Genomic DNA, 26,123 nt, shown 5'->3' on the forward strand with positions numbered 1-26,123 from the left:
ACTGTATGTACTTTTACCTTTAAAATTCTCCATAATTAGACGGTTTTCTGTTCACTAAGTGCGTTGGCAATACTTTCCTGGCTTGCCAAGCTAAGAATCCGCAACCCGATTTCCATCGACTTTCTTCGGTCGCTAATGCCACATAATTGGTTATGTATATGGTGCGGGATTGACGTTTCTCTTAGTCTGTTGCTCATCAATCTTTACCTTTCTGACTGTCGTTCAGATTGATCTTCATAATAAATCATTTCGCGCTTTCTTATAGCACTTATCTATCGCTTCACATTCTGGGTTTCAACGTTCGTCGCTGTTCTCGCTGATAATGTCTCGCACTTCCTCAATATGCTTCCACGCGTGCAGCACAGCCCGCTTCGCGGCCTGCTTGCTTTTGTAAACGTGCTCCAGCGTCTTGAGCGTGCCCGTCGCCCCGGCCTGTTCCTGTCCCGCTTTTTTCTTCTTCGCCGCCACGTCCTTCCACTTGGCCACCACGCCCGTGACGCCTTCGTCCGGGTCTTTCTCGTCCTCGCGCTCAGCCTCGACCGCTTCCGTTTTCGTTTCAAACTCCACGCGGGTGGTAAAGCCGCTGCCGCCCAGGCTGTGCGTGACCTTGACCGATAGCCAGTCGGTGGCGTCGATCTCGGGCTTGAAGCCTTGCACCGTCACAGGCGATTGCGGGAATACGGCCGGGTTGCCCAGGGCCAGGCTCATTTCAAAGGTGGCCAGGCCGCGCAGGATGCGCTGCCATTCGGCCACGGCCGCCGCGCGCGCGTCGGTTTCGTTGGCAAAGGTGGTACGCAGGCGCTTGCTTTTGCCGGGCACGCCGGCCACCACACTGCGGCGGTGAACGATGCAAGGCTCATGTCAAAGGCCCCCCGATGTTCGCCTAGCTTGTTACTGTAAAGATACTTGCGCTGAAACTCCGCTGCGAATAGGGTAGATTGGCGTCGCTTAAATGCTCACTTTGAGCAAAACGGAAACTCTCGAGGCGGCTAAACGCTTGTGTCGCTTTTTATGCGCCCAGCCACTGTTATTGCCCATGACCGAATAACGTCCTACCGTACTGACGCACCAGTCTTGTTGCTTATTGTTAGGAGCACGAAAATGAGTAGATTTTCTGATACGGTTCGCTTTTTCCTTGATTCCAAAACCCACCAATGCCTTTTGCTTGGAGATAGCAAGCATGGCAAGAAAAGTCTAAAGTCATTGGCAGTCGCCGTCCCCGAGTTGTCGCTGGATCTGCATTTTTACAAAGTGCTTATTCTTGTTGAAGGAGCAAGGAGCGGCGAGATTCATGCAGACGATCACCATGATTTCATGGTACTCAAGGAAAATGGGGCGGAAATAAGAGGGTGTGAAACCGATCAAAGCTTGAGCGCGGAGAGCGAAATAAATGCACTTGAGGTTAGGAGGGCTGAATTGGGGGCGAAATTGGAGCATCTTTCCGCTGAGGAGAACGAGCACTGCAAAAATTTGCTAGAGCAACGCATCGTGAATGCCAATGAGTCGTGGGAACGACAGATAGTGGAAGCATGCATGAGATCCGGGGAAAAAGTTATTTTGTGTTGCGGAACCAGTCACCTCCCCCAATTCGCTGGTAGGTCATGCGTTGATGTCGGATTGATCGCTAGGTTGCAAAAAAACATACGTGCTTTGGGTTTCGCGGTTGAAAATTCCAACAATAACGATGACAAATATGAACCGGAGAAGGGGATAAGTGCATTTGGAAGAATCACTGCCATCGGTCATCACGTAGAATTGCGGACGGTTCAAGCGCCTTTGCGCAGATCCAAAGGTTGGTCGTGTTTGATGACCCTATGTAATATTTTCAGGTGCGGCAAAAGACGTTCAGCCTAATCTAGGCATTTAGATTAAAGCGTTGCGGCCATCGCTTGAATCTGCTGGCAAAAGTAGCCGATGAGGGGGGATGGTATACGTTCATGCTGAGTCTGCACCAGCTACCGCATGCGAAGGTTTCAAGTTTCCTCGCTGTTCTCTCGGATGATGTCCCGCACCTCCTCAATATTCTTCCAAGCCTGCAGGGCCGCCCGCTTTGCAGCCTGCCGGCTCTTGTAAAGATGCTCCAGCGTCTTGAGCGTGCCCTTGGCGCCTGCCTGTTCCTGCCCCGCCTTTTTCTTTTTCGCCGCCACGTCCTTCCACCTTGCCTCGACGCCCGTGATGCCTTCGTCCGGGTCTTTCTCTTCCTCGCGTTCGGCCTCGACCGCTTCCGTTTTCGTTTCAAATTCCACGCGCGTGGTAAAGCCGCTGCCGCCCAGGCTGTGCGTGACCTTGACCGATAGCCAGTCGGTGGCGTCGATCTCGGGCTTGAACCCTCGCACGGTGACGGGTGATTGCGGGAACACGGCCGGGTTGCCCAGGGCCAGGCTCATTTCAAAGGTGGCCAGGCCGCGCAGGATACGCTGCCATTCGGCGACGGCCGCCGCGCGCGCGTCCGTTTCGTTGGCAAAGGTGGTACGCAGGCGCTTGCTGTTGCCGGGCACGCCGGCCACCACGCTGCGGCGGCGCGCGTAGCGTTCGTCGTGCCAGAAGGCGCGCACGCCCGTGTAGGCGTCGCTTTCGGCGCTGTGGTAGCGGTGGCCGTCGCCCAGGGCGCGCGTGATGGGGATGACGGGCAGCGTCTTGCCGCTGGCGGTGCGGCTCTGGTTGATGGGGATGAAGAGCAAGGTGTCGTTCTTGACGGTGGCCACCGCGTCGTATTTCCTGCCCAGCCGACGCAGGAAGGCCGCATCGCTTTCGTGCGTCTGGTCGATGTGCTCGACGGCGGTATCGCGCAGGCGCGCCGACACGCCCGACGCCAGCTCGTTGCGGAAGGCGATGGCCTCGATGATGGCGCCCAATGTGGTCTTGTGGAAACTGTGTTCCTGCTGCTGCTTAAACGTGTCGATCAGGTTGGCCGACCTGGCGCGCAGGGTGATGGTGTCGGGCGCGCCGCTGTGCTCCACCTCGTCGACTGTGAAATTGCCCATGTCCACCAGGCCGGTGGCTTGCCAGCCCAGCGCCAGGGTGATCTGCGCACCGCGTGGCGGCAGGGCCAGCTTGCCGTCGCTGTCATCCAGGGAAATGTCGAGCTGGTCGCTCTCGTCGCCACGGCACAGAGTGAGGGTGAGATTAATCAGCCGCGGCGAGACGATGGCCGTCAAATCCTTGTCCTCGATGCTGACCTTGAAGGCGGGGATGTGCTCGCTCATTTGAACTTGTCCGCTGCGCTGCCGATGGCGCCGCTGATGCTGCCGCCGATCTTGTCTTTCATTTCGCTGACCACCCCACCATATTTCGAGGTGATGCCGCCGACCACATTGCCCACCACGCTGCCCACGGCATTCTTGGTCGCGCCGGCGATGCTACTGGTCATGCCGTCGATGCTGAGCATGTTTTTCAGGTCGCCGATATCGCCCAGGCCGACCATGGCCAGCACACCGTCGTCGTCGCGCTTGAGCGCAATCGAGAACTCGACGCGCCGTGCGCCGCCGCTGCCGTCCAGGATGCTGCGCCCCTCCGTCATGCTGGTGATGCGGTACGATCCAAGAATGCGGCCCGTGCCCTGGATCAGTATCCACGATTTACCGGTGTCGGCCATCATGCGCAGCGCATCGAGCGAGTACAGGGAACCGGTCAGTTCCGGCGCCACCCAGCCCGACAGGGTAATGGTGTCGTCGCCTGGCCCCACGTACTGGTGCGCGTCGCGCAGGCCCACGCGCGCCGTGCTGGCGTGCTTCCATTCCGTTTGCCGCTGCAGCTCGTGATAGGCCAGGGTCGGCAGGCTGAAAACGAACATTCCTAAAATCATCATCATGGTGGTTATTCCTTGTTAATCGTGGTCGCGCAGGGACGAGCGGATGCGTGCCGCCTTTTCGCGGTCGCGTTGTTCCATGGCTGCATACACGGCGCGTGCGATGGCCTGGGGATCGGAACCGGCTTGCGCCTGGATCGTGATTTCGATCTTGTCGCCCTGAATCGTCATGCCGGCGCCGAACCCGCCCTGGGCCAGCGGCGCGCGCGTATCGAAGGCGCTGGCGGGCAGGGCGGTGGCCGTGCCGATGGCGATGCCTGCGCCCAATTGCGTCAGGCGCTGCGCCAGGCCGGACACCTTGGCAATCGGCGCGCCTTCGCTGCGGTCCAGGCCCACGGCCAAGCCTTGCATGGTGTAGTCGCCGAGCTGGGCAAACACGCGGCTCGGGCTGTGGATGCCCAGCTTTTCCTTGAACCAGGCAATGGTGCTGGAACCGGCATTGCTGATGGCATCCTTGACGGCGCCCATGGAACCCGTGATGCCGTTGACCAGGCCGCGCAGGATGTTGGCACCGAACTCCGTGAACTGGGCCGGCAGCTTGATGCCGAACCAGCTCATGACGCCCGCGAACGCCTGGTAAAACACGCCGACCGGCGACCAGTTGATAATCATGGCCGTGATGTTGCCCATGCCGCTGGCGCAGACCGTGCGCAGGCGCGACCAGATATCGCTAAAGAAGGCGGCGATAGGTGTCCAGGACGCGGTGATGCGCTGCAGGATGCTGGCGCCGAAGTCGGTGAACTTGGCCGGCAGCGCGATGCCGAACCAGCCCAGCACGCCCGCGAAGGCACGATAGAACAGGCCCAGCGGCGACCAGTTGGCGATCAGGGCGCTGACGCCGCCTATACCGCCGGCAAGCGCCGTTTTGACGTGCGACCAGATGCCGGTAAAGAAGGCCTTGATCGGCTCCCAGTATTTATAGATCAGGTAGGCGGCGCCGGCGATGACCGTGATGGCCAGGCCAATCGGATTGAGCATGAAGGCACGGCCCAGCCACAGCACGGCGCGGCCCGCCCACATGAAGGCGCCGCCCAGGCCGCGCAGAATCGGCGTGAGCACGCCGCCCGTCACGCCCATCTTGGCGAACATGACGTGCAGCATGGCATAGGGGCCGATCATGGCGGCGATACCCAGCATCAGCGGGCCGAGCACCAGCAGCAGGCCGGCCAGCACGGCAAAAGCGGTAATCATGATCTTGGCCACTGTCGGGTTGCGCTCCATGAAGCCATTCAGGCGCTGCACGGCGGCAATCGCCATTTCCAGCCCCTGCGCGTACAGCGGCAGGATTTTCTCGCCCATGGTGAGCTTGAGGTTGGCCAGCTTTGATTGCGCTTCCAGTTCCTTGCCGGCGGCCGTGTCTCGGCCCAGCTTGTCCAGCTGGCCGATATTGGCGGCGCCACGGTTGAGATTTTCGTTCTTGTGGATCTGCACGCGCTGCAAGTACATCTGCGAGTACAGGTTCGACGCCGTGCGATTGGAAAAGATGCTGCCGATGGCATCGAGCACCTGTTTCTTTTCCGTGATGCCTTTTTTTGCCAGTTGCGGCAACAGTACCTTTTCCAGCCATTCGAACTGGTTTTCCCGGAACAGCTCGGAACCTAGCAGCGCACCGGGATCGAGGAATGCAATTTGCCCGGCTTTATCTGGCGTGACCTTGCTTTTGTCGCCAATCAGGCCAAACTCGTCCAGCTTCCTGGCCGAGCGCTTCGTCGTGCGGCCCTGGTACAAGTTCTGGTACGCACTCATCAGGGACGTGCCGACGCGGTTGCCGCTCATTTCCTGCACCAGCGGTTCCATCTGGTAGTAAAAGGCGTCATCCTTCAAGCCCTTGGCGGCGATGCCGCCCGTTTTGATCATGTTCAGCCATTCATTCGGGCCGACGCGCCCGCCCGTGGCGGTGATGACCTGCTGCACGATATTGGCCTGGGCTTCAAACTTTTCCTTGCTCTCCAGGCCGCCGCGCAGCTCGATCACCTTGAGCATGTCCATGAACTTGCGTTCGTTGTCCGCGCCCTCGGCCTCGCCAAAGAAGGCGTGATTGGCAAACTTCATCTTGGCCAGGGTAGGGGCGACCATTTCCGCGTGGTGCACGTCGGCAAAGGCGCTCATGCCATCGCGCATGAGCTGCAGGTTGTCGAGCTGGCTGGTGCCGTAGGTCTTCATGTTGCGCGCGAAGGCGACGGCCTCGGCTGATACCTTGTCGCCCAGGCCCAGGGCGTTGACCCTGCCCACTTCCGTTTGATAGTGCTTGGCTTCGTCCAGCCCCTTGACTACGGGTGCGCCCAGCACGGCGCCCGTGGCGGTCGCGCCAGCGCCGGCCATGGCCAGGTTGCCCGCCTTGTTGCGCAGCTTGTCGGCGTGCTGGGTGGCATTGGCGACACGCTGCTGCTTGGCGGCCGCGTTGGCCAGCTTCTGCTGCTGCAGCGTCATGGTTTTGTTGGTGGCCTCGATCTCGCGGCGCAAGGTGCGCTCGTGGGTGGCCAGGTCTTTGGTGCTGATGCCGGCGGCGCCCAGGCGCTCGCGCATGACCTGCAGTTGCTGGGCCTGCTGCTGGCCGGCCGTCTTCAAGGCACCGGTCGCTTTAACGGCGGCGTTAAATTCGCGCGTCATGGCGCGCGTGGGCGCTTCCGTCTGTTTCATCTTGGCGGCCAGGCTGGCCACCTTTTGCTGTGCCGCTTCCAGCTTGCTGCGGGTAGCGTCCAGGCCACCGTGCAGCTCGCGGAATTTGCTGATGTTTTTTTGTTGGGCGTTGAGGTCGCGCAAACGGTCGCTGGTCGCTTTCAAGGCCTTGGCCGTGTCGCTGGAACCGCCCATGATTTTTTTCAGCGGGCCGGTGATCTTGTCCAGCGCTGCAAACACTACCTGTAACCGCAAATCCCGACCAGCCATTTACTCCGCTCCGCTTCGCTGCCGGGCGCGTTCGCGCCAGGCCATCAGTTCATCAATCGTAAAACCGTCCATCGCTGCCGGCGTCCAGTGGAAGACGCCGGCAATGTCGGCCATGGCGTCTTCTACTTCGCCGGGGATACCGAAAGGCGATCGGCTTTGCTCGCCAAAAAACTGGCAACCTCGACGCCTACGGCCAGCAGGTCGGCCGGGTCCATGTTGGCCACGTCGTGCGCGGTCAAGGTTGGCTCGGTGATGCGCGGCAGCACGATCTGCAGGGCCGACACGTTCAGGTTGCCCAGCTCGATCAGGGAAATGCCGCGCAGGGCGCCCGCCCTGGGCTTGCGCACAGTGAGCGAGGTGATGAAGGTATCGCCGCGCTTGATCGGTTCGTCCAGCTCGATGACGGCTTGATTGTTGTTTTCGGTGTTCATGATGTTGTCCTTGTGTGTGGGTAGTAAAAAAGGGATTACAGGCCGCTGGCCTTGCGGATGGCCGCATTGGTGTCGACGCCGCCGAAGTTCTCGATGCCGCTCATGAAGTCCAGTTCGATGACGGTGGCGCCGTCGATCATCAGCTTGTAATAGCTGCATGGCATGGTGTACTTGTGGGTGGTGTCGTCGCCCATCTTGGCCGCGCCCATGTCGATTTCTTTGTAACGGCCGCGCACGACGACTTCGATGGCGGCGACGTTGCCGTCATCGTCGCTTTGATAAGCGCCGGCAAAGCGCAGCATCACCGCACCGTGCGCATGCGCGCCGTATTGCTTCAAGGCTTCGGCGATCAGGCCGCCAGCGCTCCATTCCAGTGACAGCGCCTCGTTGCCGAAGTCGACGGAAACCGGACCGCTCATGCCGCCGGCGCGGTACTCTTCCATCTTGCGGCTCAGCTTGGGCAAGGTGACTTCGGGCACCATACCCATGAACAGCACGCCGTTTTGAAACACGTTGAATTGTTTAAGCTTGTGGGGCATACCCATAGTTTTCTCCAGTAGTCAGGGGCGCCCGTGCGAGGCGGGCGGTAGCAAATTGTTTAGCCAGTGATGCGAGAGGCGAAGTCGGCCAGGTAGCGGTCGGTGATGCGCTGCTGGAAGCGCAGGTTTTCCAGCGGCGGCACTGGCGTGTAGTCGTAGTCGATGGCCAGCTTGCCGTCTTTCAGCCCTGTCTTGTCGTTGTACTGCTCGTCATACCAGGCCTGGCCGTCGATGATGTAGCCCTGCAATTTCAGGTCGCGGAACTTGGCATTGATGCTCTCGAGCAGGTCGCGCACCAGGGATGGATGCAAGGGTAGGTCGACAAAGGTGAAATGCGCTTCGGCAATGGTGTCGGCCAGCACCTGGGCCGTGCGCGTGTAGCTCTCGAAATAGAAGAAGCCGCCCGGCGCCTCGCAGGTGCGCGAACCCCAAAAGCGATAGCCACCCATGTTAATCAGGGTGGTCACTTCCTTGGCGTTGAGCACGCCGGCATCGGTGGCCGGGTCTTGCAGGTCGAAGAACACATCGCGAGTCAAGCCGGTGGGGCCGTTGACGACCACGTTCGACAGCGTCTTGTGCCAGCCCGTTTCCTCGTCGATCTTGGCGCGCAGGCCCATGGCGTAGGCCACAGCGGAAATGCTGGCCTCTTCGTCGATGGCGGTATTCCAGTTCACAAAATCGGGCCAGATGATCATGACCTCGCGCTGGCCGAACTGGCCGCGATAGGTGGTGGCGGCCACCACGTTGCTGCAGCCATACGCGGAGGCGTACACGAAGCTGCGCAGTTGCTGCGCCACGCTGGCCAGGGCATTGGTGACGGCCTTGGTGTCCAGGCCCGGCGCGCCCAGGATACGCGGTTTCACGCCGAGCTTGCTTTGCGCGGCCAGCAAGGCTTTCACGCCCAGGTATTTCCCATCGGGCGACACGCCGCCCACCACATTCGTGCTGGTTTCCGCTTCCGTCTCGCCCTCGGCCACGCGCACAACGATGGTCAGGGGCTTGGTTTGCGCGGCAATCGCCTCCAGCGCACGATACAAGGTGCCCGTCTTGCCGGCCTTGCCCATAGCGGCCAGCACGTTGGTGATGAGCACGGGCGTGTCCAGCGGGAAGGCGGCCGGGTCGGCATCGTCGGCCGTGGCGATCAGGCCCAGCACGGCCGTGGACACGGTGCGGATGGGGCGCGAACCCTCGTTGATTTCAATGACGCGCACGCCATGGTGGTAGTCGGTGGCCATGTTTGCTACTCCTGTTCAATTGGGTGATCGGTGGATGGGGTGCGCGGGTCAGGCGCGGTAAGTGCCGGGGGAAAGCCTGCCGGAACGGCGATCCATACGTCATCGACCAGTCGCCAGTCGCCGGGCACCAGGTTGAAGCTCAGGGGTTCGGTTCGCGATAGGTCGCCCACTTCGTTGGCATCGACAAAGCCCCAGGCCTTGAGGACGTGCGTGACGGGGTCACGAAAAGAATTTTTCACTTAACAATCTCCATTGGGAACGATATAGCCCATGACGGCGATATAGGCGCCACCCTTAGCTCCGGCCGTGATGGCGTAGTTGAAGCGCCTGGCGCTGTCGAGGGGAATCTCGACGGTCCCTGCGCCTTGCATGTAGGTGTCGGGAGTGGCGATGGAAAATTTCACCGGCGCGAACTGCATACCCAAGACGACGATGGATAGCAAAAACATCGCTGTCGATGAGCTAGATAGCTGTAGCTCGCAGTGCAGGATGGCCCGTGCCGCGTTCGCCGGCACATACTGGGAGCAGTCAACAGGCGAGGTCGGCGAGGTCACGGCGCCGCCGCTCAGCACCCGGGTGGCGCTGGAGTCGTTGGCATAGAACACTTTGGCGCCACGGACGAGCATGGGCGTGATGACGTTTGCCCCCTCGTAGCGGATGGTGGTGGCATAGGCGAAGAAGGAGAACCCGGCCGGTAGCGTTGGGGCGTCTGCCGACACGCTCCACAGCAGGGCGGTCACGCCCGTCGCGGGATTGAAGATGAAGTGCAGATGCACCGACGCGGTGCTGGCAATGACGGCCGTTTGATCCCGGCCGTTCGCTCCCACCACCGACATGTCCGCCGTCAAGGCGCCGGTGGCATGTTTCGTGATGGTCTGCCCGGTGGCCGGGTTGCGCATCGTGACGGCCAGCGCGGACACGGTGAATTTGTTTGCAGGCGAAGCGATGCTGTTCGCGCCGGCCAGTCCCTGCACGCCGGCGCGCCCCTGCGTCGCCTCGACCAGAGCGCGGGCGTTCACCACGCGTACGGAATTGTCGCCGTGCGGAATCGTCGGCGCGTTCGGCGTGCCGGTGAAGGCCGGCGAGTCGAGCGGGGCTTTCAATGCCAGCGCTTTGGTGATTGTGGTAGCGAACTGGGGATCGCGGCCCAGCGCATCGGCCAGTTCGGCCAGGGTATTCAAGGTTTCGGGCGAGCTATCGACCAGGGCGGCAATCGCTGCGGCGATCTTGGCGTCGCCGTCGATCTTGCTCAGGTACTGCGGGTGTGGGTTGGCCTTCGCCTCATGCGCCATGACAGCCTCGGCGGCTTTGTCGTCGGCATACTTGCGCGTGGCCAGCACCACGGACGGATCAATTTTCAGCTCGATAGCGGCCGTGCTGGCGACGATCAGCACCACGCGCACCACTTGCGTGCGGCCGCTGCCTTCGACCATCAGGGGCTTGTAGCTGGGCGGGCAGTTGGCCACGGCGCACAGGTCGCCCGCCTCGTCGTAGATGCCGATTTCGCGCAGCCACCAGCCGCCCACGTCCTCGGGCAAGACTTGCTCGACGATGATCTGGCTGGCGTTTGCCGGGTCGATGGCTAACTGGTTCAGGTCGGCGCGGCGTACTTCATGCACGAGCGCCTTTTGCAAGCGATCCGGGATCGGCAGGGTGCCGTTGCCGTCGCCCACGCCCATTTTTTTCAGTTTCAGGGTTTGGCCCAGGGCGATGGCGTTGGCCAGCTTGGCCTCGCCAACTTGCGTCAGAATGGCAAAGTATGTGCTCATGGATAGATGGTCATGGTGTCAATGGTATGGGGTGCGCCGCCTTGTACCAGCTTGCCGCGCACTTCGATTTGTTCGGCGATCCACGGATAGACCGTCATCGCATCGCCGTGATAGGCGCTCAAGCCGATCCGCACCTGGCCACGGGTTTCCAGATACAGCGCCAGGCCCGTCAAATGCCGGCTGACGGGCTTGGCGTCGGCGATCAGGCGTTCCATTTCCTGAAACATGGCGTCCGTGATGCCTGTGTCCAGCACGCCCACGTCGAGGCGGAAGGTGCCCGGCACGCCGGGCGGCGTGGTTTGCCACCATTCGGTGATGCGGATCAAATAGCCCAGGGACTCGACCACACGGCGCACGGCGGCAATCGTGCCCTTGTGCTTGTGGATGAAGTAGGACGCCTTGATCGTGCCGCGCTTGATCGACTCGGGCCAGGCGTCGTCCCAACGGTCGACGGAACAGGCCCAGGCCAGGAACGGCAGCAGATTGACGGGGCAGCGGTCGGCGTTCCACAGCTCGCGCAGCGGCACGGGCACGTTGACCAGCTCAGCGCAGGCCACGGCAATGGCGCGCTCCAGTGCCGTGGTGTTGGGGGGCAGGGTAGGCACAATGCTATTCATCGAGCACCACCACATGCAGGTTGATGCCGGTGCAGCGCGCGGCCTGGGTGGCGTCCAACTCGATATCGGCCGCCGGGCTGGCCAGCACGACCTTGCGCACACCCTCGACGTGCACGGCGGCGCTGCAGGCGGAGCGGTAGATGCTGTGGCCCAGTGGGCGGCGCGGCTGCGACACGCGCGCGGCGTTGGCTTGTGCGGCGGCCAGCAGGATCGGCACTTCCGGGCCGACGCCGATATACAAGGTGGCCTCGATCTGGTAGTCGATGACCTGGGCGGGTTGTACCGTCAGACGGTCGCCCAGGGGGCGCACTTCCTCGGCGTTGAGCGCGCGCGCCACGGTGCCCAAGAGTTCGGCGCTGGCGATGCCGGTGACGTTGTTGGCCAGCACCGTGACGGTGACGCTGGCCGGCGCCGGGCTGGTGGCGCTTGCGTCCTTGACGCGGCCGTCGCTGCTGCGCGCGTGGAATTCGTAGGACGCTTTCGGGCCGGCCACGGACAGGCCGTCCGGTGCTTCCTGGATGCGCAGGCGGTAGGCGTCGTTGTCTTCCATGACGGCGGCCACGGGCGGCAGGGCGTTGGGATTAGCTGGCGTGATGACCAGGCGCGCCACGTTGACGTTGGCGCCCAGTTGATCGAGGTCGCCGTCGAGCGCAAACGCCAGCATGACGGCCTTGCCCGCTTCGTTGACGCGGTTGCGCAGGATGGTTTCCTGATAGCTGTTCTCTTCCAGCAGCTTGGTGGCCGGTTCCGATTCCAGCTCCAACAGGGCCGTGACGGCTGCGCGCTCGACTTCCGGCAGCAGGCTGACCAGGTGCGCCTTGCGCTTGGCCAGAATGGTTTCGAAGTCGAGCACTTCCACGACGCTGGGCGCGGGCAACTGGGTCAGGTCGATGGGCGTGCTCATACGATGCCCCCTTGCTTGACGGGCACGGACAGGGTAATGCCCTGGCCATTCGCCGTGCCGTCGAGTAGCAGCGCGATGGCGCCGTCCGTGTCGCGCGTGAGCTGGACGCTGGCGAGCTGCAGGCGTGGCTCCCAGCGGCGCAGGGCAAAGGCGGTCGCGGCGTAGATGCGCAACTGCGTGGCGCTGTTCAGGGGCTGGTCGATCAGCTCGGGCACTTCGGAACCATAGCGGCGGCGCCGGATGCGCGAGCCCATCGGCGTGGTCAGAATGTCTTTCACGGACTGGCGCAGGTGGCCCAGGCCCGTCAGGCTGCGCCCGGTGGCGGCGTGCATGCCCATCATGGCTGCGGCCCGCCCGACTGGTCGCCGCCGGCTTTGACGCCGCTGTGCGGATGCTTGGCCAGGCTGATGGCGCCGGCCAGCACGTCGTCGCTGGCTTTGACAGTGCCTTGCACGGCCATGGCCACGCCGCCAGTGGCGCCGGCCTTGGCGTTCACGCCGCCGTTCAGGGCGGTGGCGCCTTCTACGGTGGTGGACTGCATGACGATCAGGTTTTTCATGACGGTCAGGTCGCCCGTGCAGATGGTGCTGGGTGCGTTGGACGTCACCTTGTCGGCGGTGATGGTGGCGGTGCCGCCGGGCAGCGTCGCCGTCAGGGCATGGGCCGCATGGTCGTACTGCACCACGGCGCCGTCGGGGTAATGCGTGGTGTGGATGCTATCGCTGGCTTCGGGCGCGTCAAACGCCTGCGAGTAGAGCGCCGGCAGGATGATGCCGCGCGTCAGGTCGCCGCCGGGGGAAAAGACGATGACCTGTTCGCCGATAGTCGGCGCCGACCAGGTGCGCGTGCTGCCGGCGCGTCGGGTGGCCCATTTCAGCCATTCGGTGGTGAGTGTCGGCCCGAGCCGTACGCGCGCCTTGGCCCCTTTGACCTCGGCGATGGTGCCCAGGCGGATCAGGTTTTGCAGCAAGCGGAGGAGGTCGGACAGGTCGGCGTTCATGCAGTGCATGTTGCCGAAGTCCGCGTGCGGATGCACGCGGGGGCGGGTTGATATGTAGGTTAGTGCCTATAACAAAATTTTACTTTGCACGTTCGAGCTTATTTTTGACGCAGGAAGAAGAAGCTCTTCCATTTTGTCTCATATGGGGTGCCTTCTATCCATTTGGCGATGTTATCGAACCCCCTGACCATGACGTAAATGCCGCCGGCAATTTGTAGCAGCATATTTAGGTCAAGTGTTGCTGCGGGGTTGAAGAGGTTGAGGCTTGGAAATAAGACGGCATAGCAAATCATAATGCCAATACCAAGCTCAAAAAAACCATAGGTGAGACGTTGTTTTTCCCTAATTATGTATAGAAGATAACCTAAAATTGGTACTGCTAGATACACTAGGTTGAGTGGCGTAGCGGCCGTGATCGCGGAGAAATAACGAAAAATAACCCATGCGATAGTAAGTAGAAGAACGGCAAAGCTAAAGCCAGTACCGACTAACCACTTTATTTTTCTTATGTAACCTTGTGCAGCATCGTTAATTTCAGTATTTACCTCAGAAGTCGCATTTTTTTCAAACCATTCATCAGGAGTAAGTGCCTGGATGCCATACTTTTTTAACGCACGTTGCAGGTATCTATCTAACGTTAAAACTGTAACTTGGTTTGCTCCATTTTTCTTTTTACATGCTAAAGCAAGGCGCAAAATATCAATGTCAACCCCATCAATTTTTTCTGGTACTGGCTCATGCATCATTGCGCTCAGCTCAGGGAGATCAGGATTGTTGATGGTTGAAACTATTTCGACTCGACCAAGTCGTACTGCTACGTTAATAATTGTATGAAGATCTGTTCTTGCCGGCCCTTTGCGGTTCTCAAAGCTAAATAGTTCACCAATTACACTGTCAGGAATAAGAAAATCACCTACCTCAGTTTCCGCCAAAATTCGAGGGGTTGTATGAACGGCACTGGTATCAAGAATGATCTGCATATTGCGGGCTCCTTTTTTAAAGATGGAAATAATATACGATATTGCCATCTGGAAACTTGCTTGATGGAAAATAAATTACAAGTGAGCCGTGTAGCTTTACAGTTTATATCGCCATCAGGTGGTGTAAAAGTTGCACGCGTATAAGTGCGCAATCTTGAGTGTTGAGCCCTACGAGTGGCCGCGGAGAATATCTATACAGCGGCCCCTTTTTCGAAATACGCTCTTGCAGACCAAACTGATGCACCCGCGCCACGCGCGCCACCCAGCCAAAGAAACCAACCTCGATCTGATCGCCGGTCGCCTTCACCTTCAGATGTTTGGCGGTGCGGATCTTGGCGAACATCGCCGCCTTCTGCCGCTTGATGCGTCCATTCTTCCCCTTGCATTCCTTGCGGCGCTTGCGCGCCGGATAGGCCGCGCCATCCGGTCCCTGCTGGGCCTTGATGCGCTGCGCCTGGCTGCGGCGCAGGTCGATGGCCACCTTGTGATTGACGGCGCGGCGCTGGGCTGGCTGCAGCTTGGCCAGCAGGGCGCCGGCCCACGCTTCCAGCGCGTGCAGGTCGTCGCTCATGTTGTGGTCTCGGGTATGCGCCATTCGGCCAGCAGGGTGTTGCCGTCATACAGCTTCCAGAACTCGTCCGCGTAGGCCGGCATGTGCTGTATCTCGGCGAGGTGCTGGATGTCCAGGCGGCCCGCCTCGCCGGCCTTGACGGCCACGCGCTCGGTCAAGTCCAGCTTGATGGAAATGTCGACCGTTTCATGGTTATTAAAATCCACCTCGAAGGCGATGCCGTGCTTGCGCGTTTCCTCGTTGGCCATCAGGTCGAGCTGGTGGACTTTCAGCCAGGCGATCAGGGCCACCATGATGGCGTCGGCGTCGCCCGCGTAGTCGGTCACGATCAGGTTGAGCTTGAAGCGGTATTCGAAGGACAGCGAGGCGGTGGCGGTGGCCACCACGTTGCCCTCATCTGCGAAGACCAGCAGGCGGTCGGGATCGCGCTGCAGGTCGGGGATGGCGGCGGCCAAGTGCTGGCGCAGGCTATTCGGTTTGTACATGGTAGGTGTCTCGCACGGTGTTGTAGGCGTCGATGCAGGCGTTCAGCTGGCGGGTGGCGTCGTCGCCGTCGCCGGCAATGGTGTCAAGAGCTGCCGCAGTCGCTGTGTCAAGTTCGGCGCGCGCTTGGTGCCGATGGTCTGCGGCAGTGGTGGAATCTGCAGTGGCTGCGCACTGGCCACTGGCGACGGGGATTGACAGGCGCACAGCGCCGCTGCGCACGTCAGCATTGAAACGATCACGTTCAGTTTTCGCATGGGTTTGTTCCTGGTTGAGGTGGTCGGTGCGCTGCGCCAGGGCGGCGCCGGCGGCGCGCTCCAGGGTGAGCACGCGGGCGGTGGCCTGGGCCAGGGCGGTGGCGGCGGTAGCCGCCTGGGTTGCCGCCGCCCGCTGCAGCGTGGCGATGCCGGCATCCTTGCGCCAGCCCTGCGCCGTCCAGCCCGCCAGGGCGCCGCACAGGAGAACGGCGGCCAGCGGGCGCCAGGTGGTCGCGGTCACATTGCCACCCGTTCCTTGATCCAGCCGAACAGGAAACGGCGCTGGGTCTTGGTCGCTTCGGTGATGGACAGATAGCGCGCGGCCTGTACGCCGTTCAGGCCGCGCAGCAGCACGGCGGCGCCATCCTGGCCGCGCCATTTCAGGAAGGCGGCTAGCGCGCCCAGCGACTGCGCGCCCAGCCGGCCGTCGACGAACAGGGCGGGGTAGCGGCCGCCTGTGTCGTTGAAACCGTTCAGCCAGCGCTGCAGGAACTCGGCCGCGCGGTGCGGCCCCATGTTCACGCCCGTGTCGATCAGCTCGGCGCCGATGCCGGCATGCAGGGCCAGCACCTGGTCGAACTTCGGTTCCGTGATGTAGCGCGCCGTGTAGATGGCGCGCGCCACCGTCACGGGCAGGTCGCGCATCGGCCCCGTGTAGCCGTTGGCGCGGGCCACGGCGACAGTGATGCCGTAATTGGTTTCGCCGCCCTTGTCTTGCGGGTCGTTCACGTAGCCGCCTTCGGCGCGCAGGATGGCGTCAATGACGCGCGCGATCAGGGGATTTTCAGGGGGGGCCATCAGTGTTCCTTGGCGTCTTTGACCAGCTCGGCGATGTCCTTGTCGCTGCGGCGCTGGAACCACAGGGCCACGGCACGCGATACCCACCAGCCGGGCGCGCCCACGATCAAGTCGATGGCGGAGGCGTTGACCATGGCGCCGATGGCGGGGAGCTGGGCGCACAGCAGCTGATACACGGTGCCGCCCAGCAGGCACGAGAACACGCCCGCGCAGGCCAGGCGGGCGACGAATTCGCCCTTGTTGAAGGTGCCGTCGCTGTTCAGCGGTGGCAGCACGATGTACAGCATGGCCGCGCCGACCATGCCCAGCGCCGCCTTGAAGCCGTACAGTTTGACCAGGGTGGCGAAACCACCAAACGATTCTGCGGACATTGCTTGATTCTCCGGTGAGAGGGTAGATAGATTTTTCATGATGGATAAAGGGTAAATGCCAGGATCAGTCCCATAGCTGCACGATGTCGGCCGCTTGGGCCGTGCTGGGCGCCGGCTCGGGCAGGGTGAGGACCAGGCCGGCGGGCAGCACGGCGCCGTGGCGCGCCAGCGCGGGATTCATTTCCAGGGTTTGCTCGACGTATCCCGCGCCGTCGCCCAGGTAGCGCCACACCAGGGCGTCTACCGTGTCGTGCTGCTGCGTGCGCACCTGCATCAGATCAGTTCCACGGTCAGGTGCGTGCGCCCGACCATATCGGCGATGGCCCATTGCGCATTGCGCCGCTGTGCGCCGGGCGCATCGTCCAGCCATTCCATGCTTTTCTTGTCGCTGACGGAGGTGGCCGTGCTGTCGTAGTCGCGGTAACGCTCGATCAGATCCGCTTTGGCCGTGCTGTAGACGGCGCGCCGGTACTGCGCCAGCAGGCGGGATTCGCGGTTGATGCGCGCGGCCGGCACGTCCACCAGGGCGGTGATACCTGCGGCGGCATGCTTACCCTGCCAGTCGGCCAGCTCGCGGTTGACCTGCAGGATGGCATCGACCACGGCTTGCACCAGGCGCGCGTCGGTGACGGTGCCATCCAGGCGCATGGCGTCGCGCATATCGGTGAGCAGGATGTCGGGAAACCAGCCGTCGTTCTCGAGGATGCCGGGGGCAAGTGCCGGCGGCACCGGGGTGGTGCCGGGTGGGATGGACGGGGGCAGGGCCATGAAGGACATACGGTGCGCTTTCAAAAATGGGCGGTGGACGGGGTTCATCAGGTCAAAGGGTTGGCCAGAATCCCCCCGTGCCGCCGTGCTGCGGGGGATGCTCTTTACGTGGAACCGGCCGCGCGCTTGATGCGCCGTTCAAGTTTTTCCATATCTTTCTTGACGCCGCACGACTCGGACAGGGCGCGGGCACGTTTCAACTGGGCCATTGCCGTTTCCGCCTGCGTCACCAGCGCCGGGGCGATGTCCGTGTCGTCCGCCTGGTCCAGCACGGCGATCATGGCCAGGCCGATGGCCTTGTGCAGCTTGGCGCGCGCCTGGTCGGGCGCGTCGCTGGCGGCCGTCAGTTGCTCGACGGTGCCCAGCACCTGGGCCGCGTGCTGCGGATCGCTGGCCAGCTTGCCGTGTAAATAGCCTTCGGCAAATTCGTCCAGCATCAGGGTGGCAATGTCGCGGCTGTAAGTCTCGGGCAGGGTGAATTTGTGCGCCAGCGCGTATTCGGCCATGACCAGGGCGCGCGCGTACTCGCCTGTGTCGATGTGCCACACCAGCAGGGTGGCAAACACGTCATCCTGGGCGCCCTTGCCACCGGCCAGCACGCCGTCGATCCATTGCGCGTAGTCGGGCAGCATGGTGGCCTTGACCTCAATCTTGCGCTCGACGGACTGAATGGACTTCAGGCGGCGGCGGTCGTCGGACAGCTTGTACAGCATCATTTCGTAGGCCGTGCCGGTAGTGACGCCTTGCGGTGCGGCGGCGCCGGCCGTGCGCTCGGCCAGCATGCGCGCGCGGTGGCGCAGGGCGGGGGAGGTATTCGCCATCACTTGTCTTTCAGCTCGATGTTTTCCACCAGCGCGGCCAGGCCCAGGTCTTCGATCACATAGGCGTCGTTCGACGACTCGTAGTTTTCGATGCGGTCGCGCTTGGGTTCGTCCACCACGCGGCGGCGGCGCGCGCCGTCCTGGAAGTAAATCGACAGATTGTCGAAGCGGGTAATCAGGATGGCGTTGTCCGGGAAGTAGGGCACGCGCGCCGCCGGCAAGCCGCCAATGCGTTTCTGGCTGATGATGATGTCGGCCGCCAGCGTTTCCGTGGGTGCCTGCTTGGTGTTGACCAGTGGGAAGTATTTATCGTTCAGCAGCTTGCGCCCGACGATGGCCACCAGATTGGTGTCTTCCTGATACCACGGGTCCAGCAGGTTGACGGCATCGGTGACTGCCGCGTCCAGGTTGGCATAGTCGGCGCCGTCCACGTCGCCGATGATGACCTTGCCCGGCATGCCGTTGGCGACCAGGCCCAGCACGCGCTCGGGCGCCTGTTCGCGCAGGTGCTGCAGCCAGCCCTTGTTCACGTCCTGCAGCAGCGGATTGGCGGCCAGGTCGGTAGTGGCCATGACTTTCACGCCATTGAAACCGATGACGATGCGGTCCAGCGCCTGGCGCGTCAAGATGGCATTGGCCACGCGCGACTGGAAGTCCTGGAACTTGGCCCAGGCGTCCAGCTTGGCATAGCTCAGATGCGTGTCGAAGTTGGTTTGCTCGCAGCGGTACTTGGTGCTGTCCATGGTGGACAGGTCTCGCGTTTCGCGTTCCTTGTCCTTGGTGTTGGTGCGGCTGGCAATCGGGCCGGACACGCCCAGGCCCAGTTTTTCGCCTTCCTGCTCGCCCACGCCGATGATGTTAACCTTCGACAGGAACTCGCTCGATTCCTGCATCTTGTTTTCCAGCTTTTGCTGCACGCTGGGCGTGACGCTGAAGGTCTTGGCCACGTTGTCCGTGTCGTTCAGTTGGCCCAAGCGGGTTTCATATTGGCCAAAGACCTGGCGCGTTTGCTTTTTCATGGTTCGGTGCTCCGTTGTTGAATGGGGGGAAGAAACGGCGAAGGCGCTTAAAACTCGGTCTGCACGGCGCCGTCGTTGCCGGTGGCGGCCGGGCGGCGCGGCCCGTTGCCGGGCGCTTCGTCCATCTGCGCCTTGAAGGCGGCCAGCTCGTCCTGCGTGGCCTTCAATGCCGTTTCGGTTTTCTCCAGGCGGGCCGTGACGCCCGTGTAGTTGTCGTTGGCGGTGACGACGTGGCCGGCCAGCGCCTCGACGGCTTCGCTGATGTCGGCGAACTGCGCGGCGTCGGTGCCGGATTTATTGGAGAAACGCGACAGCAGGTTTTTTACGGCGTCGGCCAGCTTGATGCCCTGCGGCTCTTCAAATTCCAGCGTTACCTCGACGGCGGACGTAAACAGGTTGGTGCTTTGCTGCTTGCGACTGGCCGAGAATTGCAGCGCCTCGGTGCCCAGGCTGGCCGGGCTGTCGGTGACGCCCAGGCCGACCAGATAGGGCTGCGACGAGTCAGCAAAGTCGGGCTGGATTTCCAGGCTGGTATAGAGCTTTTGTTTCGCCTTGTTGATGGCCACCAGTTCCGGCGTCGGTTCGATCTGCGCGAACAGGGCCAGTTTCTTGCCGCTGTCGGTGTCCACTTCCTCGGCTTTCACGGCGATCACGTCGCCGTAAGCCTTGAACTGGCTGTCGGGCAGGATGCCGCGAATGTGCTCCAGCCAGATGCGCGCGCCGTAGGTTTTTGGGTTGTAGGTGGCGGCGATCTGCTCGATGGTGGCGCGGTCGATGTTGCGGCCGTCCGTGGTGGCGCCTTCGGTGGCGACGCGGAAAAATTTCGATTTGGACATGGTGGGCGTTCTCGGTTGATCGGATAACGCCATGGTCAACGTCTTGGCGCTGCGATTCAATGTGGTGTGGGTTGCTATGGGCCATAGCGACTTTTGCCTTTCCCCGCTCCGCGCGCGCGCGGCCTACGCTGGCGGCATGCTGACAATCGAGAAAAAAAGCGAACAAACGCCCGACGAGAAAATCGCCGAACTGGCTGTGCCCGAATCCGAGCCGCGCCGTGCCGCGCGCGCCCTGTACTGGAAGGGCTGGCGCATTTCGTCCATCGCCCGCCACCTGGGAATCAAGCGCAGCACGATCAATAGCTGGAAGCTGCGCGACGAGTGGGACAAGGCGCAGGCCATCGAGCACGTCGAAGCGTCGGCCGAACTGCGCCTGGTCAAGCTGATAGAAAAAGAGGTCAAGAGCGGCAGCGACTACAAGGAAATTGACCTGCTGGCGCGCACCATCGTGCAGATGGCGCGCGTGCGCCGCTATGAGCAACCGGGCGGCAATGAGGTCGATCTCAACCCCAAGCTGGCGAACCGCAATGCCGGCCCGAAGAAGAAGCCGACGCGCAACGACTTCAGCGAAGAGCAGAAAATTCAGTTGCTTGACGCCTTCCAGGATTCGCTCTTCGACTATCAAAAGGTCTGGTTCCGCAACGGCGACCAGCGCACGCGCGCCATCCTCAAGTCCCGCCAGATCGGCGCTACCTGGTATTTCGCCCGCGAGGCGCTGGCCGACGCGATGCAGACGGGCCGCAATCAGATTTTCCTGTCCGCCTCAAAAAGCCAGGCGCACGTCTTCAAGCAATACATCGTGCAATTCGCGCGTGAGGCGGCCGGCATCGAGCTGACGGGCGACCCCATCGTGCTGCCGAACGGTGCGCACCTGTATTTCCTGGGCACCAATGCGCGCACGGCGCAGGGCTATCACGGTAATTTCTACTTCGATGAATTTTTCTGGACGCAGAATTTCCAGGAGTTGAACAAGGTGGCCTCGGGCATGGCCATCCACAAGAAGTGGCGCAAAACCTATTTCTCCACGCCATCCTCTACCACGCACCAGGCCTACCCCTTCTGGACGGGCGAGCTGTTCAACAAGCGCCGCGCCAAGGCGGACCAGGTCAACATCGACGTGAGCCATGCCCGCTTGTCGTCGGGTTTTACCGGTGAGGACAAGATCTGGCGCCAGATCGTCACCATCCTGGACGCCGAGCGCGGCGGCTGCAACCTGTTCGACATCGACGAGCTGCGCAACTTCGAATACAGCCCGGACCAGTTCGACAACCTGCTGATGTGCAATTTTATCGACGACTCGGCCTCGGTCTTCCCGCTGGCCGAGTTGCAGCGCTGCATGGTCGATTCCTGGGTCGAATGGGACGACTATAAGCCGTTGCTGGGCCTTCGCCCGTTCGGCAACCGGCCCGTGTGGATCGGCTACGACCCGGCCTTGAGCGGAGACAGCGCCGGCTGCGTGGTGCTGGCGCCACCCATGACGGCCGGTGGCAAGTTCCGCATTCTGGAGCGCCACCAGTGGCGCGGGCAGAGCTTTGAAGACCACGCCGACGCCATCCGCCAGATGACGCAGCGCTACAACGTCGAATACATCGGCATCGACACGACCGGCATGGGCATCGGCGTGCTGCCCATCGTGCGTGGCTTCTTCCCGGCCGTCACGCCGCTGAACTACTCGCCCGAAGTCAAAACCCGCATGGTGCTGAAAGCCAAAAACATCATCAGCAAGGGCCGGCTGGAGTTTGACGCCGGCTGGACCGACATCGCGCAGTCCTTCATGGCGATCCACAAGACCCTCACCCCAAGCGGCCGGCACGTGACCTATGTCGCGGGCCGCAGCGATGAAACCGGCCACGCCGATCTGGCGTGGGCCTGCATGCACGCCCTCGACCACGAACCGTTCGAAGGCACCACCGAAAACAACCAGTCCTTCATGGAGATTTATTCTTGAGCAAAGCACGACACTTGCGGGGCCGCCAGGCCCAGCCCGCCCCACCAGCGGCCACGGCGCCGGCCACCGCCGGCATCGAGGCGTTTTCCTTCGGCGACCCGACGCCCGTGCTCGAGCACGCCGACATTCTCGATTGCTTCGAATGCTGGAAGAACGGCCACTGGTATGAGCCGCCCGTCAACTTGGCCGGCCTGGCCAAGTCCTTCAATGCCGGCGTGCACCACAGCAGCGCCATCCACTTCAAGGCCAACGTGTTGACGTCGACCTTGATGCCGACGAAGTACCTGTCGCGCGATGGCTTCAAGCGTATGGCCCTGGACTATCTGACCTTTGGCAATGCCTACCTGGAAGACCGGCCCAGCCGCAGCGGCAAGGCGCTGGCGTACCAGCATGCGCTGGCCAAGTACATGCGGCGCGGCGTCGATCTGGACACGTATTTCTTCGTCAATGGCTACCAGGCTGTGCACCAGTTCGACAAGGGCCGGGTGTTCCACCTGATGGAACCGGACGTGAACCAGGAGCTGTACGGCGTGCCGCAGTACCTGAGCGCGCTGCAATCGGCCTGGCTCAACGAGGCGGCCACTCTGTTCCGCCGCAAGTATTACAAGAACGGTTCGCACGCCGGTTTCGTGTTTTACATGACCGACGCCGCGGCGAACACACAGGACGTGGACAACCTGCGCCAGGCCATGCGCGACAGCAAGGGACCGGGCAACTTCCGCAACCTGTTCATGTACGCGCCGAACGGCAAGAAGGACGGCATCCAGATTCTTCCCGTGTCGGACGTGGCCGCCAAGGACGAATTTTTCAACATCAAGAGCGTGACGCGCGACGACCAGCTGGCCGCGCACCGCGTGCCGCCCCAGCTGATGGGCATCCTGCCGAACAACGCCGGCGGCTTTGGCGCCGTCGAGCCGGCTGCGCGCGTCTTCGCGCGCAACGAACTGGTGCCGCTGCAGGCGCAGTTCATGGCGATCAACGAGTGGGCAGGCGTGGATGTGGTGCGCTTCGCCCCGTATGACCTGGCCACGAGCGGGGAGGGTGCGCAATGAGCGACCACGTCGACAACACCGACAAGATCATCTTTGCGGAGGTGGCGCGTGGTTTGGCCGCCGTGCGGCGCCGGCCGGGCCTGATGGCGCACGGCTGCTGCCACTACTGCGACGAGGCGCTGGCGCCCGCGCTGCTGTTCTGCAATGTGGACTGTCGCGACGACTATGACAAAGAGCAGGCGGCCAAGGCCCGCGCTGGCCGCCCAGGATGAGCGCCACGCCGCGATAGCCGGCGGGGCAGGGCCGCGACAGTCGAGTCGTGCCAGAGCGCCCTAGCCACCGCACAAGCCGCCCACGAGGCGGCTTTTTCACGTCCTGACAAATGAAGTTGCTCTTGGAGCAAGAAAAAGGTCCATTTCGGCCCGGCGCGCGCAGTTGTCCCCCCTCCACACCTGCCCGCTATATAGGGGTCTTTTGACTCAAATTTGCGCCATGGCCGAAGGCGCATGAGGACAGGCGCGGCGGGGCGAAGAGGGGGCATGCGATTTGACGCATTTTGACGCACTTTGAGCTGATTTTCATTCGGGTGGTGTAATGGCGTGGGACGAGTGTTCTTCGTACGCTGACGGGGCTGTGTCGCAGCCTCACGGCTTGTCTCCATTTGCCGCTGGCCAGCGGCACAGCAATCTCTGGCCGCGCCGCGCCACGGTTCAATTTGGTGGTCATGGCATGCCAGCCTCCAAGCACCCTATGAATCAACCCGTGTCCGAATGGCCGAAGCCCACTCTGCCCGGCTGGCCTGATTTATGGTTTAAACAGGTTTTGTTATAGGTCCTAAATTAATAAGTTATCAGTCGAGATATGAATTTACGTTCTCTTCTAACCAGGTCATAGTTCCCCGAAAAATTTGCATGTCCGAGTCGGGTACATTTTTTCGATGTGCGTCACTTCTACCTATGGAATTTAGTAATATCATTTTCGAATTAAATTTCTCAACATCTTCAGAGAAAACATTTTGAAATGATGGGTTCCAATTCTTTCGCATAAGTTCCCGTAAATCATCAAAATATATTTCATGCTTATGTGGGTCGAAAAGCTCTTTGTAACTTAAGCTGAAATACTTTCTTTTTGATTTTACATCATGCTTTGCCAAAATCTGCTGTATTGCTGCAGACTCGCCCAATAGAACTCGAAGTATTTGTTGAACTAATTTTCTGAGACGATGTTCGACGTGGTTTCTACGTTCACTAATTTCTGCCAGTTTTTCTGCATTCGTCAGCTTAAGACGTTGATACTTTTCTTTTCTTGCCAAATGTTTTTTTATGGCGTCAATCTGAAAATCGTATCCAATGGTCGCCTTATATATAACTCCGTAGCCAACTAAATGTTGTACATAGTTCCCGTCATTTAGTGCTAGCTGATCAAAATCTTCATTATCGCCGCGTGCAAGGTAGCACAGCATTGTGTACTCATCAGGGTAATGCTCAGCTAAAACACCGACTACCATATCACAAAAACCTTGACCTACTCCTTCATTGAAGTTCTTGGCAGCTTCTTCATAAAGAATTCTATCAACGCGCCGATTTGAATTTGCATCAAGCATATTTTTTATGTAGGAACATGCTTGTCTTATTAGAAACGGATGCCCGCCAAATTCTCGAGTTAGATAAGAATATATGTCTTCCTCAAATTTAATTCCCATGTAAGAAGATAGGGTTTCTATCATTTGTTTTGTTTGGGGAACCTCAAATTTTTCAATATATTCCGGAGCAATTTGTCCAAAAAGAGGGTTGTCTCCGCCATGTGCAATGGGAGTTTCAAGACAGCGAGGATTTGTTCCAGCTATGGAGAAAGTTATTGGAGGCTGAGGTTTTTGAAATACACTTCTCAGAACATGCCAAAATTTTACATAATCTTCGCCACTACGCCAATGTGCTGAAAAAGAAATGTCAAATGTTATTTGTTCAATTTCATCCAATATTAGTAATATTGTTTTTCCATTTTTATGGAATATTTTAGTTATGTCTTTGTCAAACTCCATTCCAGAATTAAATTCTGTGTAATTTCCTCTGTTAATATTTATTTTGCTTCTCGTATCTTTCGAAGCTTTATCGGCTATAAAATACAAAGCGTCCCACCATCGCCCTAAGTGTAGTAATTGGCAATCAACTAAAGTAAAAAGCCCTCCCTTGGCAGCTAGTCGTCTGCACACGGATAATAAAATTGATGTTTTTCCACTACGTCGCAAACCAAAGAGAGATGAATTTTGCAGAGATTCATGTTTGTCTATGATTGATAAACAAATATTGTCGCGACCAAAAAAATATAAATCTTTTCGTAATGGCGAGTCAAAATCAAAAAGATTTCTTTCAAAGAAATATTTTTTTATTCGCTCACGGTAAAAGTCATCATTTCTATCGATTGATAACTCCAAGTACGTAAAAGGTGTAACAATTCTTGATTCCTTGTGACTTTTTATGGTCCTGTCAATTTTATCAATAAATTTTTCATCTTTTGAAATGACGAAAGCACATATTTTGTCAAGCCTAAATCCTGAATTTTTTTCTTGAATTTCCTCAATAGCATCAAGAGTTCTGGGCTCAAAATTTTCAAAAGGACTGAATAAAACGATTATTTCATCGTTTAAACCATATGTCATTGCTTTGGCTGTGGTGAACTTTAAAAAGAAATATCTATACTGACTTTTCCCTATTTTTATTTCTTTGCATCCTGTGGTGACGTAAAAGTGCCTTGATAAATTGTTTACTATTTTATATTCATCGGCCGTGAAGTTTTCCAATCGAGCGGCGGGATTTATCCCATGAAAAACATCTTTGCTTGTCATTTTAAGTCCTAGGGCAATATTGGCGGAAGTTAATTAATGGGTAACTCTGAAATAAGTAACGTTCATGTAACGTTGATCAGATTATTGCTAAATATCATGACTTTAACCTATCTTTTTCTTGTTGTCAGAAAATTTAACTTAACCGAATGTATGCACAACGTAAATCTTTGCGAGGGAACGAGAAGGGAAGTCTCTTTCATTGATTCAGACACAGACTGAGCATTAGCAACCGTGTTTTGAAA

General features: G+C 59.7%; 30 protein-coding genes. 4 read left to right on the plus strand and 26 right to left on the minus strand.

The features are described 5' to 3' along the window. Window positions 1-294: 294 nt before the first annotated feature. Entirely contained in the window at window positions 295-819 is a 525-nt protein-coding gene (locus O0880_RS00760; protein WP_289884554.1) for a hypothetical protein, read from the minus strand. A 282-nt stretch (window positions 820-1,101) separates the two neighbouring features. Between O0880_RS00760 and O0880_RS00765 the strand changes: the two genes are divergently transcribed. Next, window positions 1,102-1,854 carry a hypothetical protein gene (locus O0880_RS00765; RefSeq protein WP_289884555.1) on the plus strand — a complete coding sequence of 251 codons (753 nt, stop codon included), beginning with the start codon at window positions 1,102-1,104 and terminating at the stop codon, window positions 1,852-1,854. Between the two features lie 119 nt (window positions 1,855-1,973). Here O0880_RS00765 and O0880_RS00770 read toward each other — a convergent pair whose 3' ends face one another. The 24 genes from O0880_RS00770 to O0880_RS00885 all read right to left on the minus strand — a co-directional run bounded on the left by O0880_RS00770 (window position 1,974) and on the right by O0880_RS00885 (window position 20,096). Further along, entirely contained in the window at window positions 1,974-3,206 is a 1,233-nt protein-coding gene (locus O0880_RS00770; protein WP_289884556.1) for a phage late control D family protein, read from the minus strand. Continuing rightward, window positions 3,203-3,811 (minus strand): phage tail protein, encoded by a 609-nt coding sequence (locus O0880_RS00775; RefSeq protein ID WP_289884557.1) that lies wholly within the window; start codon window positions 3,809-3,811, stop codon window positions 3,203-3,205. The genes O0880_RS00770 and O0880_RS00775 overlap by 4 nt, the downstream gene beginning before the upstream one ends. Window positions 3,812-3,826: 15 nt before the next feature. Next, window positions 3,827-6,667 (minus strand): phage tail protein, encoded by a 2,841-nt coding sequence (locus O0880_RS00780; protein WP_289884558.1) that lies wholly within the window; start codon window positions 6,665-6,667, stop codon window positions 3,827-3,829. 30 nt (window positions 6,668-6,697) lie between these two features. Continuing rightward, complete coding sequence (locus O0880_RS00785; RefSeq protein WP_071650284.1) at window positions 6,698-6,811, minus strand: GpE family phage tail protein; 114 nt, start codon at window positions 6,809-6,811, stop codon at window positions 6,698-6,700. 8 nt (window positions 6,812-6,819) lie between these two features. After that, entirely contained in the window at window positions 6,820-7,128 is a 309-nt protein-coding gene (locus tag O0880_RS00790) for a phage tail assembly protein (RefSeq protein WP_289884561.1), read from the minus strand. Between the two features lie 35 nt (window positions 7,129-7,163). Further along, on the minus strand, window positions 7,164-7,673 hold the full coding sequence (locus tag O0880_RS00795) for a phage major tail tube protein (RefSeq protein WP_289884562.1): 510 nt from the start codon (window positions 7,671-7,673) through the stop codon (window positions 7,164-7,166). Between the two features lie 53 nt (window positions 7,674-7,726). Next, window positions 7,727-8,902 carry a phage tail sheath protein gene (locus O0880_RS00800; RefSeq protein ID WP_289884563.1) on the minus strand — a complete coding sequence of 392 codons (1,176 nt, stop codon included), beginning with the start codon at window positions 8,900-8,902 and terminating at the stop codon, window positions 7,727-7,729. 5 nt (window positions 8,903-8,907) lie between these two features. Next, a complete protein-coding gene (locus O0880_RS00805) occupies window positions 8,908-9,141 on the minus strand; it encodes a hypothetical protein (RefSeq protein WP_289884564.1) in 234 nt (77 codons plus the stop codon). Beyond that, complete coding sequence (locus O0880_RS00810) at window positions 9,142-10,671, minus strand: phage tail protein (protein ID WP_289884565.1); 1,530 nt, start codon at window positions 10,669-10,671, stop codon at window positions 9,142-9,144. Then, entirely contained in the window at window positions 10,668-11,276 is a 609-nt protein-coding gene (locus tag O0880_RS00815) for a phage tail protein I (RefSeq protein ID WP_289884566.1), read from the minus strand. Before O0880_RS00815 ends, O0880_RS00810 begins: the two co-directional genes overlap by 4 nt. A 4-nt stretch (window positions 11,277-11,280) precedes the next feature. Next, on the minus strand, window positions 11,281-12,192 hold the full coding sequence (locus O0880_RS00820) for a baseplate J/gp47 family protein (RefSeq protein ID WP_289884567.1): 912 nt from the start codon (window positions 12,190-12,192) through the stop codon (window positions 11,281-11,283). Continuing rightward, entirely contained in the window at window positions 12,189-12,533 is a 345-nt protein-coding gene (locus O0880_RS00825; protein ID WP_289884568.1) for a GPW/gp25 family protein, read from the minus strand. The genes O0880_RS00820 and O0880_RS00825 overlap by 4 nt, the downstream gene beginning before the upstream one ends. Then, window positions 12,530-13,192 carry a phage baseplate assembly protein V gene (locus tag O0880_RS00830; protein ID WP_289884569.1) on the minus strand — a complete coding sequence of 221 codons (663 nt, stop codon included), beginning with the start codon at window positions 13,190-13,192 and terminating at the stop codon, window positions 12,530-12,532. The genes O0880_RS00825 and O0880_RS00830 overlap by 4 nt, the downstream gene beginning before the upstream one ends. Before the next feature lie 98 nt (window positions 13,193-13,290). Beyond that, entirely contained in the window at window positions 13,291-14,172 is an 882-nt protein-coding gene (locus O0880_RS00835) for a PIN domain-containing protein (RefSeq protein WP_289884570.1), read from the minus strand. Between the two features lie 103 nt (window positions 14,173-14,275). After that, window positions 14,276-14,743, minus strand: coding sequence for a phage virion morphogenesis protein (locus O0880_RS00840; protein ID WP_289884571.1), 468 nt, complete (start codon window positions 14,741-14,743; stop codon window positions 14,276-14,278). After that, a complete protein-coding gene (locus O0880_RS00845) occupies window positions 14,740-15,228 on the minus strand; it encodes a phage tail protein (protein ID WP_289884572.1) in 489 nt (162 codons plus the stop codon). Before O0880_RS00845 ends, O0880_RS00840 begins: the two co-directional genes overlap by 4 nt. Continuing rightward, window positions 15,212-15,724: a lysis system i-spanin subunit Rz gene (locus O0880_RS00850; protein ID WP_289884573.1), complete on the minus strand. Its 513-nt coding sequence runs from the start codon at window positions 15,722-15,724 to the stop codon at window positions 15,212-15,214. Before O0880_RS00850 ends, O0880_RS00845 begins: the two co-directional genes overlap by 17 nt. Continuing rightward, window positions 15,721-16,281 (minus strand): glycosyl hydrolase 108 family protein, encoded by a 561-nt coding sequence (locus O0880_RS00855; protein WP_289884574.1) that lies wholly within the window; start codon window positions 16,279-16,281, stop codon window positions 15,721-15,723. Before O0880_RS00855 ends, O0880_RS00850 begins: the two co-directional genes overlap by 4 nt. Then, window positions 16,281-16,652, minus strand: a complete 372-nt coding sequence (locus O0880_RS00860) for a hypothetical protein (RefSeq protein ID WP_035820867.1) — start codon at window positions 16,650-16,652, stop codon at window positions 16,281-16,283. Before O0880_RS00860 ends, O0880_RS00855 begins: the two co-directional genes overlap by 1 nt. 64 nt (window positions 16,653-16,716) lie before the next feature. After that, window positions 16,717-16,926 (minus strand): tail protein X, encoded by a 210-nt coding sequence (locus O0880_RS00865; RefSeq protein WP_289884578.1) that lies wholly within the window; start codon window positions 16,924-16,926, stop codon window positions 16,717-16,719. Then, a complete protein-coding gene (locus O0880_RS00870; protein WP_289884579.1) occupies window positions 16,926-17,429 on the minus strand; it encodes a head completion/stabilization protein in 504 nt (167 codons plus the stop codon). The genes O0880_RS00865 and O0880_RS00870 overlap by 1 nt, the downstream gene beginning before the upstream one ends. Before the next feature lie 95 nt (window positions 17,430-17,524). After that, a complete protein-coding gene (gpM, locus tag O0880_RS00875) occupies window positions 17,525-18,241 on the minus strand; it encodes a phage terminase small subunit (protein WP_289884581.1) in 717 nt (238 codons plus the stop codon). Continuing rightward, entirely contained in the window at window positions 18,241-19,260 is a 1,020-nt protein-coding gene (locus O0880_RS00880) for a phage major capsid protein, P2 family (RefSeq protein WP_070345468.1), read from the minus strand. Before O0880_RS00880 ends, gpM begins: the two co-directional genes overlap by 1 nt. A 47-nt stretch (window positions 19,261-19,307) precedes the next feature. After that, the gene (locus O0880_RS00885) at window positions 19,308-20,096 is read right to left on the minus strand and encodes a GPO family capsid scaffolding protein (protein WP_289884583.1); all 789 of its coding nucleotides are present in this window, start codon (window positions 20,094-20,096) and stop codon (window positions 19,308-19,310) included. 136 nt (window positions 20,097-20,232) lie between these two features. Here O0880_RS00885 and O0880_RS00890 point away from each other — a divergent pair, with 136 nt between their 5' ends. The 3 genes from O0880_RS00890 to O0880_RS00900 are packed head-to-tail and all read left to right on the plus strand — an operon-like array spanning window position 20,233 to window position 23,308. Beyond that, window positions 20,233-22,044, plus strand: coding sequence for a terminase ATPase subunit family protein (locus O0880_RS00890; protein ID WP_289884584.1), 1,812 nt, complete (start codon window positions 20,233-20,235; stop codon window positions 22,042-22,044). A gap of 14 nt (window positions 22,045-22,058) precedes the next feature. Continuing rightward, window positions 22,059-23,096 (plus strand): phage portal protein, encoded by a 1,038-nt coding sequence (locus O0880_RS00895; RefSeq protein WP_289887262.1) that lies wholly within the window; start codon window positions 22,059-22,061, stop codon window positions 23,094-23,096. After that, window positions 23,093-23,308 carry a hypothetical protein gene (locus O0880_RS00900; protein WP_289884585.1) on the plus strand — a complete coding sequence of 72 codons (216 nt, stop codon included), beginning with the start codon at window positions 23,093-23,095 and terminating at the stop codon, window positions 23,306-23,308. Before O0880_RS00895 ends, O0880_RS00900 begins: the two co-directional genes overlap by 4 nt. 578 nt (window positions 23,309-23,886) lie before the next feature. Here the strand turns inward: O0880_RS00900 and O0880_RS00905 are convergent. Further along, window positions 23,887-25,881 carry an ATP-binding protein gene (locus tag O0880_RS00905; RefSeq protein WP_289884586.1) on the minus strand — a complete coding sequence of 665 codons (1,995 nt, stop codon included), beginning with the start codon at window positions 25,879-25,881 and terminating at the stop codon, window positions 23,887-23,889. Window positions 25,882-26,123 lie beyond the last annotated feature (242 nt).

This window comes from Janthinobacterium sp. SUN118, assembly GCF_030397695.1.
GTDB lineage: Bacteria > Pseudomonadota > Gammaproteobacteria > Burkholderiales > Burkholderiaceae_D > Janthinobacterium.

What these genes read in the sequence shown, in the direction of transcription:
- O0880_RS00825 (WP_289884568.1), bottom strand. Translation starts at nt 12,533, where the DNA reads ATGATGGGCATGCACGCCGCCACCGGGCGCAGCCTGACGGGCCTGGGC.
- gpM (WP_289884581.1), bottom strand. Translation starts at nt 18,241, where the DNA reads ATGGCGAATACCTCCCCCGCCCTGCGCCACCGCGCGCGCATGCTGGCC.
- O0880_RS00880 (WP_070345468.1), bottom strand. Translation starts at nt 19,260, where the DNA reads ATGAAAAAGCAAACGCGCCAGGTCTTTGGCCAATATGAAACCCGCTTG.
- O0880_RS00845 (WP_289884572.1), bottom strand. Translation starts at nt 15,228, where the DNA reads ATGTACAAACCGAATAGCCTGCGCCAGCACTTGGCCGCCGCCATCCCC.
- O0880_RS00890 (WP_289884584.1), top strand. Translation starts at nt 20,233, where the DNA reads ATGCTGACAATCGAGAAAAAAAGCGAACAAACGCCCGACGAGAAAATC.
- O0880_RS00765 (WP_289884555.1), top strand. Translation starts at nt 1,102, where the DNA reads ATGAGTAGATTTTCTGATACGGTTCGCTTTTTCCTTGATTCCAAAACC.
- O0880_RS00900 (WP_289884585.1), top strand. Translation starts at nt 23,093, where the DNA reads ATGAGCGACCACGTCGACAACACCGACAAGATCATCTTTGCGGAGGTG.
- O0880_RS00835 (WP_289884570.1), bottom strand. Translation starts at nt 14,172, where the DNA reads ATGCAGATCATTCTTGATACCAGTGCCGTTCATACAACCCCTCGAATT.
- O0880_RS00905 (WP_289884586.1), bottom strand. Translation starts at nt 25,881, where the DNA reads ATGACAAGCAAAGATGTTTTTCATGGGATAAATCCCGCCGCTCGATTG.
- O0880_RS00775 (WP_289884557.1), bottom strand. Translation starts at nt 3,811, where the DNA reads ATGATGATGATTTTAGGAATGTTCGTTTTCAGCCTGCCGACCCTGGCC.
- O0880_RS00770 (WP_289884556.1), bottom strand. Translation starts at nt 3,206, where the DNA reads ATGAGCGAGCACATCCCCGCCTTCAAGGTCAGCATCGAGGACAAGGAT.
- O0880_RS00865 (WP_289884578.1), bottom strand. Translation starts at nt 16,926, where the DNA reads ATGCAGGTGCGCACGCAGCAGCACGACACGGTAGACGCCCTGGTGTGG.
- O0880_RS00790 (WP_289884561.1), bottom strand. Translation starts at nt 7,128, where the DNA reads ATGAACACCGAAAACAACAATCAAGCCGTCATCGAGCTGGACGAACCG.
- O0880_RS00820 (WP_289884567.1), bottom strand. Translation starts at nt 12,192, where the DNA reads ATGAGCACGCCCATCGACCTGACCCAGTTGCCCGCGCCCAGCGTCGTG.
- O0880_RS00800 (WP_289884563.1), bottom strand. Translation starts at nt 8,902, where the DNA reads ATGGCCACCGACTACCACCATGGCGTGCGCGTCATTGAAATCAACGAG.
- O0880_RS00830 (WP_289884569.1), bottom strand. Translation starts at nt 13,192, where the DNA reads ATGAACGCCGACCTGTCCGACCTCCTCCGCTTGCTGCAAAACCTGATC.
- O0880_RS00795 (WP_289884562.1), bottom strand. Translation starts at nt 7,673, where the DNA reads ATGGGTATGCCCCACAAGCTTAAACAATTCAACGTGTTTCAAAACGGC.
- O0880_RS00810 (WP_289884565.1), bottom strand. Translation starts at nt 10,671, where the DNA reads ATGAGCACATACTTTGCCATTCTGACGCAAGTTGGCGAGGCCAAGCTG.
- O0880_RS00785 (WP_071650284.1), bottom strand. Translation starts at nt 6,811, where the DNA reads ATGGCCGACATTGCCGGCGTCTTCCACTGGACGCCGGCAGCGATGGAC.
- O0880_RS00885 (WP_289884583.1), bottom strand. Translation starts at nt 20,096, where the DNA reads ATGTCCAAATCGAAATTTTTCCGCGTCGCCACCGAAGGCGCCACCACG.
- O0880_RS00870 (WP_289884579.1), bottom strand. Translation starts at nt 17,429, where the DNA reads ATGTCCTTCATGGCCCTGCCCCCGTCCATCCCACCCGGCACCACCCCG.
- O0880_RS00840 (WP_289884571.1), bottom strand. Translation starts at nt 14,743, where the DNA reads ATGAGCGACGACCTGCACGCGCTGGAAGCGTGGGCCGGCGCCCTGCTG.
- O0880_RS00855 (WP_289884574.1), bottom strand. Translation starts at nt 16,281, where the DNA reads ATGGCCCCCCCTGAAAATCCCCTGATCGCGCGCGTCATTGACGCCATC.
- O0880_RS00860 (WP_035820867.1), bottom strand. Translation starts at nt 16,652, where the DNA reads ATGTCCGCAGAATCGTTTGGTGGTTTCGCCACCCTGGTCAAACTGTAC.